The organism is Chryseobacterium tructae (assembly GCF_030409875.1).
Classification (GTDB): Bacteria; Bacteroidota; Bacteroidia; order Flavobacteriales; family Weeksellaceae; genus Chryseobacterium; species Chryseobacterium tructae.
Window position 1 is genome coordinate 1,584,242 of the sequence record NZ_JAUFQR010000001.1, and the last position, 17,604, is coordinate 1,601,845.

14 protein-coding genes and 1 pseudogene are annotated in these 17,604 nt (G+C 36.7%); 11 read left to right on the forward strand and 4 right to left on the reverse strand.

Going from position 1 to position 17,604, the window contains the following annotated elements:
* Nucleotides 1-77 precede the first annotated feature (77 nt).
* The 11 genes and pseudogenes from QWZ06_RS07705 (at nt 78) to QWZ06_RS07755 (ending at nt 12,891) form a co-directional block, all read left to right on the forward strand.
* Nucleotides 78-1,466 (forward strand): MFS transporter, encoded by a 1,389-nt coding sequence (locus tag QWZ06_RS07705; protein ID WP_290296973.1) that lies wholly within the window; start codon nt 78-80, stop codon nt 1,464-1,466.
* Between the two features lie 107 nt (nt 1,467-1,573).
* Nucleotides 1,574-2,320, forward strand: a complete 747-nt coding sequence (locus QWZ06_RS07710) for a metallophosphoesterase (protein WP_290296974.1) — start codon at nt 1,574-1,576, stop codon at nt 2,318-2,320.
* Nucleotides 2,321-2,408: 88 nt separating this feature from the next.
* Nucleotides 2,409-2,828 carry a hypothetical protein gene (locus tag QWZ06_RS07715; protein WP_290296975.1) on the forward strand — a complete coding sequence of 140 codons (420 nt, stop codon included), beginning with the start codon at nt 2,409-2,411 and terminating at the stop codon, nt 2,826-2,828.
* A 14-nt stretch (nt 2,829-2,842) separates the two neighbouring features.
* Complete coding sequence (locus QWZ06_RS07720) at nt 2,843-3,334, forward strand: helix-turn-helix transcriptional regulator (RefSeq protein WP_290296976.1); 492 nt, start codon at nt 2,843-2,845, stop codon at nt 3,332-3,334.
* A 212-nt stretch (nt 3,335-3,546) separates the two neighbouring features.
* Complete coding sequence (locus QWZ06_RS07725; RefSeq protein WP_290296977.1) at nt 3,547-3,783, forward strand: hypothetical protein; 237 nt, start codon at nt 3,547-3,549, stop codon at nt 3,781-3,783.
* Between the two features lie 32 nt (nt 3,784-3,815).
* On the forward strand, nt 3,816-4,691 hold the full coding sequence (locus tag QWZ06_RS07730; RefSeq protein ID WP_290296978.1) for an efflux RND transporter periplasmic adaptor subunit: 876 nt from the start codon (nt 3,816-3,818) through the stop codon (nt 4,689-4,691).
* A 9-nt stretch (nt 4,692-4,700) separates the two neighbouring features.
* Nucleotides 4,701-7,839: pseudogene (locus QWZ06_RS07735) on the forward strand (efflux RND transporter permease subunit).
* A gap of 17 nt (nt 7,840-7,856) precedes the next feature.
* Entirely contained in the window at nt 7,857-9,269 is a 1,413-nt protein-coding gene (locus QWZ06_RS07740; RefSeq protein ID WP_290296979.1) for an efflux transporter outer membrane subunit, read from the forward strand.
* 58 nt (nt 9,270-9,327) lie between these two features.
* A complete protein-coding gene (locus QWZ06_RS07745) occupies nt 9,328-9,882 on the forward strand; it encodes a DUF2652 domain-containing protein (protein ID WP_290296980.1) in 555 nt (184 codons plus the stop codon).
* Between the two features lie 324 nt (nt 9,883-10,206).
* On the forward strand, nt 10,207-12,384 hold the full coding sequence (locus QWZ06_RS07750) for an outer membrane beta-barrel protein (protein WP_290296981.1): 2,178 nt from the start codon (nt 10,207-10,209) through the stop codon (nt 12,382-12,384).
* 117 nt (nt 12,385-12,501) lie between these two features.
* Nucleotides 12,502-12,891, forward strand: coding sequence for a hypothetical protein (locus QWZ06_RS07755; RefSeq protein ID WP_290296982.1), 390 nt, complete (start codon nt 12,502-12,504; stop codon nt 12,889-12,891).
* 81 nt (nt 12,892-12,972) lie between these two features.
* Here QWZ06_RS07755 and QWZ06_RS07760 read toward each other — a convergent pair whose 3' ends face one another.
* The 4 genes from QWZ06_RS07760 to QWZ06_RS07775 form a co-directional block, all read right to left on the reverse strand.
* A complete protein-coding gene (locus QWZ06_RS07760; RefSeq protein ID WP_290296983.1) occupies nt 12,973-15,231 on the reverse strand; it encodes a glycoside hydrolase family 3 C-terminal domain-containing protein in 2,259 nt (752 codons plus the stop codon).
* Between the two features lie 309 nt (nt 15,232-15,540).
* Nucleotides 15,541-16,347: a methionine ABC transporter substrate-binding lipoprotein MetQ gene (gene metQ / locus QWZ06_RS07765; RefSeq protein ID WP_290296984.1), complete on the reverse strand. Its 807-nt coding sequence runs from the start codon at nt 16,345-16,347 to the stop codon at nt 15,541-15,543.
* 73 nt (nt 16,348-16,420) lie between these two features.
* Nucleotides 16,421-17,077, reverse strand: coding sequence for a methionine ABC transporter permease MetI (gene metI, locus QWZ06_RS07770; protein WP_290296985.1), 657 nt, complete (start codon nt 17,075-17,077; stop codon nt 16,421-16,423).
* Nucleotides 17,070-17,579, reverse strand: coding sequence for an NIL domain-containing protein (locus QWZ06_RS07775; protein WP_290296986.1), 510 nt, complete (start codon nt 17,577-17,579; stop codon nt 17,070-17,072). Before QWZ06_RS07775 ends, metI begins: the two co-directional genes overlap by 8 nt.
* Nucleotides 17,580-17,604: the final 25 nt, after the last annotated feature.

Here is a 17,604-nt window from a genome sequence, read left to right on the forward strand (position 1 = left end):
GGCATTATTGTTCCAAAATTAATGTAAAATTTCCAAATACGTTCTATTAATTTTAATTTTGCAGGAAATTTGAATACATGGATACAAGGAAAAATATAATATTAATTTTAGCATCGGTTGGAACTTTTGTAGAGGCTTTGGATATTGCCATTATTAATTTAACAATTCCTTCTATTCAAGAACAGTTTCATATTGGAGCAGGAACGGTACAATGGCTTCAAACATTGTATGTGCTGTTCTTTGGTGGTTTTCTAATCATCGGTGGAAAACTTTCTGATCAGATTGGGAGAAAGAAAATATTTTTATTGGGAGCGCTTATTTTTATGTTGACCTCATTAGGAGCAGGACTTTCCGAAAGCTTCAATGTGCTAGCTGTATTTCGTGCTTTGCAGGGATTAGGAGCGGCACTTGTGATGCCTGCGGCTTTATCAATTGTAACCAACACTTTCAGGGAGGAACAGGAAAGGAATCGTGCGATTGGAATATTTAGTTCCTTTGCGGCGATTGGTTCGGGAAGTGGTCTTTCGGTAGGAGGGATTATCAGTACCTATTTAAGCTGGCATTGGGTTTTTCTTATTAATGTTCCGATTCTTTTGGTCACCTTAATCTTGTCCTATTATTATTTACCAAGTGACGAGAAAAATGAGACTCCACAGAAAACAGATATTATCTCCGGAATGTTAATGGTGCTTGGGCTTTTGAGTCTTACCTATGGAACGCATGAATTGGTTCACATTAAAGAACAGCCATTCTTGGTAATAGGTTCTTTAGTAGCAGCGGTAGTATTGCTGATTATGGTATTCTTCAGATTGAGAACTGTTGCTGAACCATTATTTGATTTAAAATTATTCAGACATGGTTCATTGGTAGTTTCTAATGCTGCTTTCTTTATGTTGGGAGCGTTTTTTATCGGGTTTTTATTCCTGATTTCATTAATGCTCCAGAAAGATATGGGATATAGTGCAGCTTCGGCAGGATTGATGCTTGTTCCATTCAGTGTCTTATCGGCTTTGACAGCTAAATTTATTTTACCCCATATTTCAAAACGATTGAGTTCATCTCAAATGGGAGTATTGGGATGGTCTTTTATGTTAGCTGGTGGAATACTTTTATTGATTTCTGTCTATACAGGACATCCTTTAACCATTGTTTTATTAGGGTCGGCTTGTATCTCGGGAGTAGGAATGACGTTTTGCTTTACAGCGCTTTCTGTGATGGGAATTCAGGATGTTGAACCTGCTCATTACGGATTGGCATCAAGTTTGACTTCTACTACTTACTTCCTTGGAGCGGGGATTGGATTATCGTTCATGACTTTAATGAGTCAGGTTTTTCCTTCAGAATTTGCAGTGGGAAGCCTGAATCTGATTGTACTGATCAGTTATGCTATTTTAGCCCTTGGAATGTTATTTTATTTTATATTGAAAAGCTTAAAAGTGAAGCAGACAGAAATAGCTGTTTCCTGATAAGCGACCTTAAAATTACACAAACTATATGAATGGGAATCGGTGTTTAGGCATTGGTTCCTTTTTTTGTTTTTCAATATCAGATTCTTCTTTATTACTTTTGTATCATGAGAATACAAATCATTAGTGATCTTCATCAGGAATTTGGCCGCACTGAATTGTGCTTTGATAACGCAGATGTTATTGTTCTGGCTGGAGATGTTAATTTAGGAACGAAGGGAATAGAGTGGATTAAAGAAACGATCTCTGATAAACCGGTTATTTATGTTCTGGGGAATCATGAATATTATAAAGGTTCATATCCTAAGACACTCCATAAAATAAAAGCGGCTGCTGAAGATTCTCATGTTTTTGTGCTCGAAAATTCATGTGTAGATATTGAGGGAATACGCTTTCATGGGGCTACATTATGGACTGATTTTTCAATCTTTGGAAATCCCGTGGAATATGGAATGCTTTGTCAATCAAAAATGAATGATTATAAAATGATCAAACGCGATCCATCTTATTCAAAAATGAGAACAATAGATACTTTCAAGATTCATCAGTTTTCAAAAATATGGTTGCAAGAGAGCTTGGAGACTTCAAAAGAACTTACAAATATAGTTGTTACCCATCATGCTCCAAGTATTCAATCTGTGCCGGAGCACTACAAAGAAGATCCATTGACTTCAGCTTATGCATCTGATCTAGAGGAAATGATCCTTAAATATCAACCGTTATATTGGATTCATGGGCATATTCACACGCCGTGCAGGTATCCTATTGGAAATACAGAAATTGTTTGCAATCCTCATGGTTATATAGATGAAAGGTATAATGGGTATGAGAAGGAATTAATTATCGAAGTGTAAAAGGGTAAAAGGATGGTAAGGCTGTTTGTTCTTACTCTTCTTATTTTCTCCTTTTTTATTACCTTAGTGCCTTCATAATCCATTTCCTATGGCTAAAAGATCCCGCAAAGAACCTCCTAAAGAACCCGATTTTGTTTCTCAATTGGCTTTTGGTGAAGTTTTACAACAAGTAGAATTTGATCTCAGAATCAAGGAGTTTGTGGTGATGGAAATCGACAAGGCGAATTATATAATCAAGCCTAATATCCCTTACCGTTCCGATTACTTCTGTATCTTTTTGGTACAGGATGGAAGTGTAGGATTTAGCCTGGATGATAAAAAATATATGGTTTATAAAGGAGATGTTGTCTTTTGTCCAATGGCTGAAACTTTTTGGGTGGATAATATTGCAGACAATTATAATGCAAAATACATTTTCTTTTCAGTAGATTTCATTTCTCAGGCCGGCTTTAACTATAAATCTAATAATGTATTGAAAGCCTGTCATCTGATCCAACGCATATTGTAAGGAATGAGCCTGAGTTGTATAAAAGGTTACAGTTCTATCTTGACGAATTACGGTCGCTTAATAATAAGGAGAAAGATAATTATTACTTTAATGAAATGATCTGGCATCACTTTTCGTTGGTTATTTATGAGATTGATAATTATTTTAAAAAAATTGAAAAACCACATTTGGTTACCCCTAGAGAGGATGAGTTAACGACCAGTTTTTTTAAGCTTGTTCAGAAACACTTCAAAGAAGAGCACAATGTTCAGTTCTATGCAGATAAGTTGTTTATCAGCCGGAAGTATCTTACCAAAGTGATCAATAAAACGATGTTCAAAACGCCTCGGGATATTATTCATCAGGTATTGGCTGTAGAAGCCAGGTTGTTGCTCAGAAATCCAAACCTGAATATCAATGAGGTGGCTGTAAAGCTTAGGTTCTCAGATCAGGCTTCTTTTAGCAAGTTTTTTAAAAAACATACAGGGAGGTCTCCTTTGGAATATAGAAAAGATGATTTGTATTGATCCATAGAATTTTGATTTAGATGTCTTTTTGATAAAATAAGTGTTATTTTTGATTTAAAATTTCGAAATGTGTTATGTTATTTGTCTATGAATGATATATCTCATGTTTTTAAAAATAAGGTGTCTTTTTGACAAAATAAGGAGTTTTTTGAATAATCTTATTGAACTTTTTTCATTCGAATTTTGTGACGAAAATTTAAATGACTAGAGTTATGCAGAGATTTTTTATTCAGAAATCAACCATAATTTTCCTCTCGCTTATCGTCTTGGCGGGGTGTAGGAAAAATAACCAAAACCAATCTTATCAACAGCAGGCACCAGAACTTCCTGTAGAAATAATCAAGCAGGGAGATGCTTCTGTTTCCAGAGAATATGCGGCATCTATCGAAGGGGTTTCCAATGTAGAGATAAGACCTCAGGTGACGGGATACTTAAGTAAATCTTTGTAGATGAAGGAGATTATGTAAGAGCAGGACAGCCATTGTTTAAAATTGAAGATCAAATCTTCGGTGAGCAATTAAAAAGTGCACAGGCAGCATTGATTACAGCACAGGCAAATCTCGCAAGTTCAAGAATTGATCTAGACCGAAAAAAGGAACTATTTAAAAATAAGATGGTTTCCGATATTCAGGTGAAAGAAGCAGAAGCAGCTTACAATGCAGCTAGAGGTGCTGTAAGCCAATCCACATCATCAATTGAATCTGCGAAAATTAATCTTAATTTTTCAACTATTAAAGCTCCGGTAAGCGGATTTATCGGGAGATTCAACTATCGTTTAGGAAGTTTGATGACTCCAAGTAATCAGGAGCCCATTACCCTGTTATCTGATATCCACCAAGTGTATACTTATTTTAGTCTGAGTGAAAGTGACTTTAATAATTTCCAGAAACAATATGTAGGAAGCAATATTAATGAGGTTATTAAGAATACTCCGGCAGTATCTCTTCAGCTTTCTGCAGGTGAAAAATATGCAGAAACAGGAAGAATTGATGCTGTTGAAGGGCAGTTTAACAAGACTACCGGCTCTATTACTTTAAGAGCAAAATTCAATAACCCGAATAACCTTCTGAGAAGTGGAAATACAGGAAAGATCTTATTGGATCAGTTCTATAGCAATGTTGTTTTGCTTCCTATAGCATCTACCAGAACTATTCAGGATAAGGTTTTCGTATTCACCATCAAAAATGGAAAAGCAGAAATGCTTCCTATTGAAGTCAATGGAAAAGCGGGCGATAATTTTATCGTTACCAAAGGGCTAAAAGCGGGCGATCAGTATATCGTTTCCGGTTTCGACAGGTTGCAGCCGGGAACTCCTGTAGTGGCACAAAAGAAAAATGCTCAACAGAAAAAATCGTAAGAAGAAATCATGTTAAAGAAAATTATAAAAAGGCCCGTACTGGCAACGGTTATTTCCGTATTGCTGGTCATTCTCGGGATCGTCGGTATGGTCAGCCTGCCGATTACAAAATTTCCGGACATCGCACCACCTACTGTTATGGTAACAGCTGCGTATCCGGGAGCGAATGCTGAAACGATTGCAAGATCTGTGGCGCCGCCATTGGAAAATGCAATCAATGGGGTGGAAAATATGGATTATATTACTTCTACGGCAAGTAATGATGGTACATTGAGTATTACGGTGATCTTTAAATTGGGAACTAATCCCGATCAGGCAGCGATTAACGTTCAAACAGGGTAGCACAGGTAACCAATCAGCTTCCTGCTGAAGTGATCCAAGCCGGAATTACTACGGTGAAGAGGCAGAATAGTATGATTGCAATGGTTTCTCTTACGAGTAAAGATGGTTCAATGAGTGATCTTTTCCTTGAAAACTATGCAAAAATCAATATTGTACCGGAACTGAAAAGAGTAAAAGGAGTAGGAGATGCCATGGTATATGGGAATAAAGATTATTCTATGCGTGTTTGGCTTGATCCGAATAAACTGGCCTCTTATAACCTTACTCCATCTGATGTTTCCCGTGCTATTCAGACTCAAAACCTGGAAGCAGCACCCGGAAGATTTGGGGAAAGAAGTAAAGAAGTCATGGAATATGTTCTTCGATATAAAGGAAAATTTACAGAACCTGAGCAGTATGAAAATATTACGATCAAAGCTTTGAATGATGGCTCTGTTTTAAAATTAAAAGATATCGCCAAAATTGAATTTGGGGCATACAGTTATACTGTTTCTTCTAATTTTAATAAGAAAGCTTCAGTAACGATGGCTATTTTCCAGATGGCTGGCTCCAATGGGAATGAAGTTCAGATTGCGCTTCAGGAAAGAATGAAGGAGCTTGAAAAGTCATTTCCAGCAGGAATGAACTATGAAATTCCTTATGCCACTAAAGAAGCATTGGATCAGTCTATTGATCAGGTACTTCATACACTGATTGAAGCATTTATCCTTGTATTTATTGTAGTATATATTTTCCTACAGGATTTCAGATCAACATTAATTCCGGCCATTGCGGTTCCGGTATCAATTGTGGGAACGTTCTTCTTTATGAAAGTATTTGGCTTCTCGATCAACATTCTTACCTTGTTTGCTCTGGTGCTCGCGATTGGTATCGTAGTAGATGATGCCATTGTGGTAGTGGAAGCAGTTCATGCTAAAATGGAACATAAAAAACTGAATCCAAGAGCTGCAACGATGTCTGCGATGAGCGAGATTACAGGAGCGATTGTCTCCATTACCTTAATTATGTCTGCGGTATTCGTTCCGGTAGCATTTATGAGTGGATCTACCGGGTTATTTTATCAACAGTTTGCGCTAACATTAGCGATTGCGATTATAATTTCAGCGATTAATGCATTGACTCTGAGCCCTGCTTTATGTGCATTGTTCCTGAAACAACATCATGGGGGAGCTCATGAAAAGATGAATTTCAAAGATCGATTCTTTGCCGGATTTAACGCCAGTTTTAATAAACTGACATTCCGCTATGGAAAGGCGGTATTGTTCCTTTTGAAGAAAAAATGGATTGCATTAGCTATGATCGTTGCTTTTGGAGGATTATTCGCCTGGATGTCTATGACAACACCAAAAGGATTTATTCCAGATGAAGACCAGAGCTTTATTATTGTAACAGCTAATCTTGCTCCGGGAGCGTCTAAGGACAGAACGTCTAAAGTAGTGTCTGATACGGAAGATCTTTTGATGAAAAACCCTGCTGTAGATAAAGTGATTTCAGTAGATGGGCTGAACTTATTCAGTGGTTCAATGTCTTCTTCTGCGGCTTCTATTTTTGTTAAATTAAAAAAATCAGGAGAAAGAGGAGCTGTCAACAATATTAATGAGATTATCGGACAGACTCAGGGTGCACTTTCGCAGGATAAAAGAGCCAACTTCTTAGTGCTTAACACTCCTACGGTTGATGGTTTCGGAAACACCAGTGGAATGGAGCTTGTGCTTCAGGATCGTACAAATGGGGAACTTCAGAACCTTGGGAATATTTCTTATGGGATGATGGGTGCTTTGATGCAAAGACCGGAAGTAGCGGTAGCATTTACTACGTTTGATGTTACTTATCCGCAGTTTGAGGTGCTTGTAGACGAGGTGAAAGCAGCGCAGTTAGGGGTAAATGTTTCTGATGCATTAGGAGTGATGCAAGGATATTATGGAAGTATCCAGGCTTCTGATTTCAATAGATTCGGAAATATTACAGAGTTTTAGTACAGTCTACTCCGGAAATGAGACAGGATAAGGAGTCTTTGAATGGTGTTTTCGTTAAAAATAATCTGGGACAAATGGTTCCTATTAATACTTTAGTGAGCCTAAAACAAGTAACCGGAGCTGAGGTAGTAGATCGTTTCAACCTTTTCAACTCGTCTAACTTAACTGTAATGGCTGCTCCAGGCTACAGTACAGGTCAGGCGATGGCAGCTGTTGAAGAAGTGAGCAAGCAGGTTCTTCCTCCGGGATATACTTATGATTATAAAGGGATGAGTCGTGAAGAAGCAGGATCAAGTTCTCAATCAGTAATGATTTTCGGATTGTGTATCGTGTTTGTATTCTTCCTGTTGTCTGCCCAATATGAAAGTTATATCCTTCCATTTGCAGTATTGATCGCTATTCCAGTAGGTTTATCAGGTGTTTTTGTAGGAATTACTTTTGCGGAATTATCTAACAATATCTATGTTCAGATTGCCTTGGTAATGTTGATTGGACTTTTAGCGAAGAATGGTATTTTGATTGTTGAATTTGCTATTCAGAGACGTAGAGCAGGAAAAAGTCTTATTGCTTCAGCGGTTGAAGGAGCGAAAGCACGTTTACGTCCGATTTTAATGACTTCTTTGGCATTCATTACAGGATTACTTCCACTGATTTTTGTCGTTGGGCCGTCTGCAATGGGTAACCATTCTATTGGATATGCTGCAATTTCAGGAATGCTTTTCGGAACAATCCTGGGGATTTTTGTAGTGCCTGTACTTTTCGTCATGTTCCAGGCTTTGCATGAGAAAATTAACGGAAGAGTAGTAACGGATGCGGATTGGGAATATTAATTCAAATGATTTTAACAATGAAAATTAGAAATATAGCATATATCGCATTCATTTCAGGAACGGCTGTCTCATGCGGCGTTCAGAAATATGAACGGCCGGAGGTGAAGATGAATGAGGTTTTCAGGGGTGATAGTATTGTAGTAGAACACAATGAAAATATCGCAAAAATTGGTTACAAAGACTTTTTCAAAGATCCTGTTTTAGTTGGATTGATTGATAAAGCTATGGTACAGAATAATGATCTGCAGGTAGCTTTAAAACAGATAGAATTCGCTTCACTGGCGTATGATCAAAGTAAATGGGGAAACGTTCCCACGGTGAATGCTACAGCGAATGCTACGATCAATCGTGCTTCAGACAATAGTATGAACGGAATGATGGGAAGACAGTTCATGGGAAAGAGGTATACGGAAGATTATACTACAGCACTCAATTTTTCATGGGAAGCTGATATCTGGGGGAAAATTAAAGGAAGAAAAGAGCAGGCTTTAGCCGATTATCTTAAAACCCAGGAAGCGGCAAAGGCGGTAAAAACACAAGTGGTAGCTGCTGTTGTTCAAGGGTATTATAATCTTTTGATGTTGGATACCCAGTTGGAAATTACCAAATCCAATCTGATGTATGCCGATAATACTTTGAAGTTTTTGGTGAAACAGCAAGAACTTGGATTAACAACGGCTTTAGGGGTACAGCAACAAGAAATTGTAAAAGATCAGATTCTAAAAACTATCCCCGCTATTGAAAGTTCTGTGGCTACACAGGAAAATGCATTGAGCCTGTTAACAGGTTCAATGCCAGGAAAAATTGAAAGAAGTGCAAGTCTGAATAATGTTCAGTCACCGGATCATATTTCAGCAGGAATTCCGTCAGAATTATTGAGTTATAGACCTGATGTAAAAACGGCTGAATTAGAGGTAAGGAAAAGTGCAGCTGCGATTCATGTTGCTAAAATGAGCATGTATCCATCCTTGAATATTACCGCTCAAGGTGGAGTGAATGCTTTTCAGATCAGCAAATGGTTTAGCATTCCGGGGTCTCTTTTCGGAATGGCTGCCGGAGCCATTGCTCAGCCTATTTTAAATGGAAAGCAGCTGAAAACTCAGTATGAACAGTCTAAGGTATTGGCGGATCAGGCTGAAATAGGGTTTAAACAATCTGTTTTAAAGGCAGTAGGAGAGGTTTCTGATGCTTTGGTACAGATTCAAAAGCTTGAAGAACAGCAGAAAATTGCCGAAGGATTAGTGGTGAAATCTAATGAAGCTGTAAAAAAAGCTGATGTATTGTTTAAATATAATTCGGCAACCTATGTAGAGGTGATTATGACTCAAACCAATAAGCTTAATGCTGAATTGGAACTGGCTTCCCTGAAAGCTCAACGATTGAATGCAATAACTGCGCTGTACCGTTCCGTAGGTGGCGGATGGCAATAAAGTAAAATTAAACCTGCTTCGTCTTTAATGATGCAGCAGGTTTTTAAACTATGACATTATGAAGAATACAAATATACAGGAGGGTATCATTCTAATTCCGGATTTCAGCGGATTTACCGAATTTGTGTTCAGTACCAAACTTTATACAGGAGAATATATTGTAAGACAACTACTATCTACACTGATTGATGTGAATGATCAGTATTTTGAAATTTCTGAAATTGAAGGCGATGCGATTTTGTTTTATCGATATGAGGAAAATCCATCGTATCAGAATATTTCAAAGATGCTTTGGAAAATGAGAAATGCATTCAATAGGAAAATAAAAGAATTGAGTACAAGTTTAAGTACAACAATTGATTTGTCTCTGAAGTTCATTGTTCATTATGGAGCATTTTCACAGTATAATATCGGAAGTTTCAGGAAATTATACGGTAAGCCGGTGGTGGAGGCTCATCAGTTGTTAAAAAATGGTTGGGCAGAAAAACCTTCATATGCTTTATTCAGTAATTCTTTTTTAGAAAACAGCAACAATCAGGAAATTGATTTTAATAAGGATCAACACCATGTATCGGAAGTAGGGATGATTCATTATTTTGAAACTATAAACTAGCATATTTTTATTTTTTAATCCATGTAAATTTGCTATTGCTAGCGGCCCGGGTGAGATCCGGGCTTTTTTTATGGCAGGAAAAATAATTTTTTTATGTTAAAATTTAATCTTTAGAGAATTTTTTTTTCTTTGATTTTTTATATATGCTCTCGACGTAAGTAGATTTGATTGTTTATATTGTCTTAATAAATGTTATTTTTCTAAATTATCCCTAAAATGAAAAATTGTAAAATGTTAAAACATAGATATTTATTTCATTTTTTTAATTTTTTGATGTAACAAATATTAGGAGATAGTGGTCTTATAGATAAACTAAGATTTCACATGAAAATAATATTATTTCCTATAGCAGTATTAACAGGTTCTTTGGCATTGGCACAGACTCAAACTCCGGCTGCTAAGGATACTGTAAAAGGTAATGCAAAAGAGATTGAAGCAGTTACTATTGTGGCAAGAAAACCCACCGTAGAATCGAAGGTAGACCGAACTGTTTTTAATGTGGCAAACAGTGCTATTGTAGCTGGAAATACAACCTGGGATGTTCTGAGAATGACTCCTTTGGTGAGTATAGATAATAATGATGGCGTAAAGGCTGAAGGACAAACGGTAACAGTCTATATCAATGATAGAAAATCAGTTTTTACAGGAAAAGAACTAAAGGAATATCTTAAAACCATTCCGGCAGATAATCTATTGAAGATAGAAGTAATTACAAGCCCTTCTTCGAGATATGAAGCAGCAGGTTCCGTTATCAATATTGTACTGAAGAAACGTGATGATGAAGGTTTAAAAGGAAGTATTTCTCTAAGTAACAGGCATAGCACCAAAAATTCACAATACACTAATTTTAACCTGAATTATCATAAGAAAAAATTTACTCAGACTCTGATCGGCAGTTATGCTAATAACAACTATGTACAAAAAGGTTCCAGTAATCTTTTGTTCTATGCTGATAGTAACATGAACAGGGATTTGAGCTATGAAACGATATCCAGAAGCGAAACGCCTTCACTATCCTCTACTTCTGAATTTGAACTGAATGATAAAAATAATATTGGGCTTGTTATGGAATATTATCAAAGCCGAAATTCATCCTCATCAGATACAAATGGGAGAGAATATGATGATCTGAAAAAAGATTTTATTGATTACCACCAGGCTCAGAATGCTAATGGTTTTTATCGTAACCTGGGGACGAATGTTTTTTATAAGTATTATGATAAAGAAAAAAACAGAATTTTTGACGTTAATTTAGGAACCAATTATTCTGGAAATGATAATAATGAGCTCATCAATAAAACAATACTCAATGACCCAAACATTAAAGAAATTGGTTCAATAAACAATAGTCAGATGCGTAATTATTACCTGAAGATGGATTATACCCAGCCATTAGGTAAAAATGGAGGAACGATTGAAGTAGGGGCAAAAACAGAGTTTAACAACCATGTTATTCCTAATAATCTGTATGGATATAGTCTTGGAACTTCAGAATATACGGGACTTTCTACAGGGGATAAATTCCATTATGAGGATCATTTAACCTCTGTATATGCCAATTATAGCAAAACATTTTTCAAAAAATTGGAAACCCGTATCGGTGTTCGATATGAATATATTGATTTTAAAGTAAGACAGGATGTAGCGGGAACTAACAGAAAAGATGGCTATGGTACTTTTCTTCCTAATTTATTGCTGAAATACAGTTTTTCAGATAAATATGATTTGAGTTTAACTTACGACCGCAGAATCTGGCGACCATGGTATTCGGAGTTTAATCCTTTTTTAACACCATCTATTGATGGAACGTATTCCAGAGGAAACATGGATCTGAATCCTAATCCTAATGACAGGCTTTACCTGAAATTTGGTATTCTGAAAAAGTATTTTATTTCTGCAAGATATATGTATACCAATCAGGATTACTGGACAACTTATGCTACTGAAGGAGGGCGAAATGTTTCTTTCCCAGGGAATTTTAATGGGAGAGTTGAAAAATATTATCTTTTTGCCAATACCAACCAGAATTTCCTTAAAAATAAGCTGAATGTGAATGTCGGATTTGGATGGTACTATATTGATAATCATGACTTCAATCTAAAAAATGATATAGGAGGAAAGGCTTATATTAACTATTGGGGTGGTTCTGCCAATCTTTCTTATACGAACCTTTTCAATAAGAACATTAATGTAAGTGCCTGGATGGAGGTTTCTAATCAGAACAACGGAAATACTCAGGCTAAAAATACCAATGTGTTCCACAATATTTCAGTCACTAAAATATTCCCTAAAACACAAATGGAAGCCAGTATACAGCTAATGAATATCTTTAAGAGACCTTATTCTGATGATATAACCTACAATCAGGGAGGAACAGTAAGGAGATATGAATTATGGGACTGGTATGGTGTAAACGTAACCTTTGTAAAGCGTTTCGGAAATCAGAAAGTGAAAGAAAATACCAAAACGGATGTTGAAAAGAATGCCGGGGGAGGAAAATAAAAAAAGTTAGTTCAATATAAAAGCAGGTTTCAGTTTTGAATCCTGCTTTTATTGATGACAGGGTATGATTTGTCTTGGTTATATCGTTACATATACTTAAGTTTGTTAAAAATAACCATGAAAAAAACAACATTAAGCTTTATTGTTACGGCTGGATTAATTTTAGGGACAGCTGCTCTATTCGGTCAGAAACCATCTGACGTAGTGACTGAAAACTTCATTCATTTAGCTGAAAATAATACAGGTAGCGGTATTGAAGGTACTTGGAAAATCTATAAAATAGATGGTCAGAAAGTTGAGAATGATTTAACAAAGACATTTGCTCCTGGTGGTGTAATGATTAGCAAACAAGGGCGTGCTACCAAAAAAACGAAATGGAAAATGGAAAACGGAAAACTTTGTGTGAATGAAGTAGGAGACGATTTTTCTTGTTGTGAATATAAAGTCACAAAAACTACTTTGACATATAATATTATGGGTAGTGAGTTAAGTTTTATTCGTAAATAGTTTCAAGAAAATATATTAAAATTTGATATAAAAAATGCCCGAGTTTAGTCGGGCATTCGTTTTAGAAATATATAAGTAAGGTTACTTCAGCGTAAACTTCACCTTCGTTTTAATAGCATCAGAAGAATTTCCTATTTGAGCCTCAAAATCTCCAGGTTCTGCTACCCAGTCATGTTTCTGAGCATCAAAGAAACTCAAAGCAGATTTATCAATTGTAAACGTTACTTCTTTTTCCTCTCCAGGATTTAAATACACCTTTTCAAAGCCTTTTAATTCCTTAGCAGGGCGAGGGACAGATGATTTTAAATCAGAGATATATAATTGCGCAACCTCTGCTCCTGCCTTCTTTCCTGTATTTTTAACCGTTACCGTAAAAGTAATGGTATCATTGAGTGATAAGGTAGTTTTATCAGCTTTTGCTTTTCCGAACTCAAAAGTGGTGTAGCTCAATCCGTGTCCGAAGCTGAAAAGTGGTTTGATGTTTTTAGTATCATGCCAACGGTATCCTACAAATACACCTTCATTATAAGTAATATTAATTGGGTTTTTCTGATCTTTTCCTTTTCCGGCCGCCAATTCGTCCTTCTGACCTGGGTATTCTCCGAGTTGATGTGCCGAATTATCCTCAAGCTTTACGGGGAATGTAAACGGGAGCTTTCCCGAAGGATTAGCATCACCTGCTAAAATAGAAGCGATTGAATTTCCAGATTCAGAACCAAGATACCATGCCTGTAAAACCGTCGGAACTTCTTTAATCCAAGGCATGGCCACTGCATTTCCGGAAACCAAAACTACAGCCAGGTTTTTATTCGCTTTGGCGAGTGCTGAGATCACATTATTCTGATTGTAGGGAAGTCCATAGCTTTTTCTATCGTTTCCTTCACTGTCCTGGAAGTCTGCTTTATTCAGCCCGCCTACAAAAATTACATAATCTGATTTTTTGGCGAGTTCTACAGCTTCGTTTAGTAATTCCGCTTCAGAACGGGTATCCTTTAAATCCTGTCCGGATTTTACACCATTATATTCACCGCCAATATCTCCTACATATCCTCTGGCATATTGTACATCAGATTGTTTTCCGAATCTGGATTTTATACCATCTAATGGAAGCGTTTCATATTTTACTTTCAATGAAGATGAACCACCGCCAACAGTCATAATCTTGATGGCATTTTCACCGATAACGGCTATTTTTTTAGCCTTATTCACATCGATAGGAAGTATATTTCCTTGATTTTTTAATAAAACAATTCCTTCTTCTCCAATTTCCTTAGCCACTGCTTTATGCTCTTCAGAGGCTACATTTCCGAAAGGTTTGTTTCTGTTCATTGTTGTTTTATAGGCAAGGCGAAGAAGTCTGGTCACTTTGTCGTCCAGCTCTTTTGTGCCTACTTTGCCCGCTTTAATCAGATCCAGATAAGGTTTTGCCAGATAATAGTTATCGTAAGCATTTTTAGTTCCGGCAGAAAGACCATTTGTCCAGGATCCGAATTCAAGATCCAGTCCATTATGAATGGCTTGTTCCGTATTGTTAACAGCGCCCCAATCAGAAACTACTACACCTTTATAATTCCATTCTTTTTTTAGGATATCATTCAAAAGATATTGATTCTGGCTGGCATATTCGCCTTTATACATGTCGTAAGCCCCCATGATCGTCCATGAATCTCCTTCTGTAACAGCAGCTTTGAAAGGCGGCAAATAAATTTCGTATAGTGTTCTGTCGTCCACCTTCACATTGCTGGTATGACGAAACATTTCCTGATTGTTCAGGGCAAAATGTTTCACAGAAGTTGCGACCCCATTAGATTGTACTCCTTTGATGTAAGGAACTACCATCTTTGAAGTGAGATAAGGATCTTCGCCCATATACTCAAAGTTTCTTCCATTTAGAGGGGTTCTGTAAATATTGACACCAGGTCCCAACAGGATATCTTTTTTTCTGTAACGAGCTTCTTCTCCTAATGCTTTTCCGTAGTTCCAGGACATTTTTTTATTCCAGGTAGCAGATAAGGCTGTCAGGGCAGGGTAGGCGATAATAGAGTCATTGGTCCATCCGGCCTGATCCCATTCGTCCCACATCACTTCAGGTCTTACTCCATGAGGGCCATCGGTAGTCCAGAATTCCGGAATTCCTAATCTTGGTACCCCAGGAGAACTGAATTTTGATTGAGCATGAAGCATGGCTACTTTTTCTTCCAGTGTCATTCTGGATAAAGCATCCTGAATACGCTGTTCTACAGGTTTTGATTCATCTAAGTATACGGGAGTATTAGTCTGAGCCATATAAGAAACAGAAATAAGGGTGAATAAACTTACAATGGCGGTTTTCTTTAACATATTGCCTTTTTAATGGATTGAAGCAAAAATAAACAAAATTTTCATATTATCTCAAAATGAGAAAATAAATTTTTAACCATAAAAAAACTGCCTGCAAATTGCTGACAGTTTGTTATTTATTGAAAGGTAGAAATGTAATTGAAAGAGAAAAGATGTTAGAATAATAAAGATAATAGACGAATAGATAATAGACTGAGAGACGTTAAATTGGAGCCAATAGGCAATTTTGCTACAAGTGAATAGATAACAACTTAAATCTTTAACATTCTAAAACTCTCATACTCTTCAACTCTCCAACTCTCCAACTCATCACCATCCTTTCACCGCACCCCCTTTGAATACTTCCAGTGCTTTCTTTTCCACTTCATCGGATTGATATGCTTTCACAAAGTTTTTTACCTTCTGGCTGTTCTTATTATCTTGTCTTGCTACCACAAGGTTTACATAAGGAGAATCTTTATCTTCTTTAAATATGCCTTGTTTTTCTGAATCCAGCCCGGCCTGTGCAGCAAAATTATTATTGATGATGCCTACTACAACATCTCTATCATCTAAAACTCTAGGAATTTGCGCGCCTTCAATTTCCATAATTTTCAATTGTTTTGGATTTTCTGTAATATCGGTAACCTTAGGAAGTAATCCGACGCCTGCTCTTAGTTTCAATAAACCATTTTTCTGCAGTAGGAGCAGTGAACGTCCTCCGTTGGTAGGGTCATTGGGAATCACAACTGTACTCCCATTTTGCAATTGGCTAATATTTTGGATCTTTTTTGAATAAGCGATAATAGGGTAGACAAATGTGTTTCCTACAATAGCAAGATGATATCCTCTTTGTTTAGATTGTTCGGTTAAGTAAGGAGCATGTTGGAAAGCGTTGACGTCAATGTCACCATTCATCAAAGCTTCATTGGGAACTACATAATCATTGAAGGGAATCAGTTCCACCTCTAGATTGTATTTTTCCTTTGCTACTTTTTTAGCCACTTCAGCTACTTCCTGTTCCGGCCCATACGTAATTCCGACTCGGATAAAGTTCGGATCGTCCTTTCTCCCGGAACATGCGCTGAAAAGAATTACTCCTGCAGCTATTAAACCTAAAATCTTTATTTTTTTCATTCTATTCTTTTTAATAATATGTATAAAGAGTGTAGAACTCATTCGCTCACATCTCTCGCACTTACTCTAAAACCTATCTATGGTCAAATCTCTTAGACAACCTGTCTCCCATAAACTGGATGATAAATACCAAAAGCACCAATAAGATCAAAACAGTATTCATAATCACAATATCATAACCAATGTATCCATATTGATATCCTACCTGTCCAAGTCCTCCGGCACCTACGGCACCTCCCATAGCAGAATAGCCTACTAAAGTGATTAAAGTAATGGTAGCATTATTAATTAAAGAAGGAAGTGCTTCCGGAAGTAAAACCTTTCTGATGATCTGAAAAGGAGATGCTCCCAATGCTCTTGCTGTTTCTATTAATCCGTGAGGGACTTCGATAAGGCTGTTTTCAACTAATCTTGCAATGAATGGCGCCGCTCCCACGCTTAATGGAACTAATGCCGCATTCACTCCAATAGATGTTCCTGCTAAAATTCTTGTAAAAGGAATCATCCATACAATTAAAATAATAAAAGGAATTGCCCGGAATACATTCACAATAATGGATAATATTCTGTAATAGGCTGTATTTTCCAACAGCTGTCCTTTTCTTGTTAAGAATAATAGAATTCCAACCGGAAGCCCTAAAACAAATCCAAAAAATCCTGACACAAATGTCATATAAACTGTTTCCCAGGTTCCTTTTGCCAAAAGGGCAAGTACTGCATCACTAAGCATATCCTTTTACTGTATTTTGAATTTTATTCTGATTAAAATAATAAATGGCTTTTTGGTTTTCCTCAGCCTCTCCTTGAAGTTGCAAAAGTAGTTTACCAAAATTAGAATTCCCAAAATATTCTACATCTGCTTTCAAAAGTTTGTAAGGGATCTTATGTTCATTATATAACGCTGAAAGAATCTGTTCAACACTTATACTTTCGTTAAGTTCTATTTCGACCAGTGGAAATAAACCGTCTTTCGCTTCTTTCTGTAGTCTGCTATTGAGTTCCTGTGGCAGGGTCATGACGTCTGAATTTATAAATTGTTGGATCACCGGATTTTCCCGGTTTGAAATGATCTCGCTTAAAGTTCCTTTGGCTAATAATTTTCCTTTGTCTATCACGGCAACATGGTTACAAACAGCCTTGATGACTTCCATTTCATGGGTAATCAGAAGAATAGTAATTCCTAATCTTTGATTGATATCTCTTAATAATTGTAAAATGGATTGAGTGGTCACCGGATCAAGAGCACTTGTTGCTTCA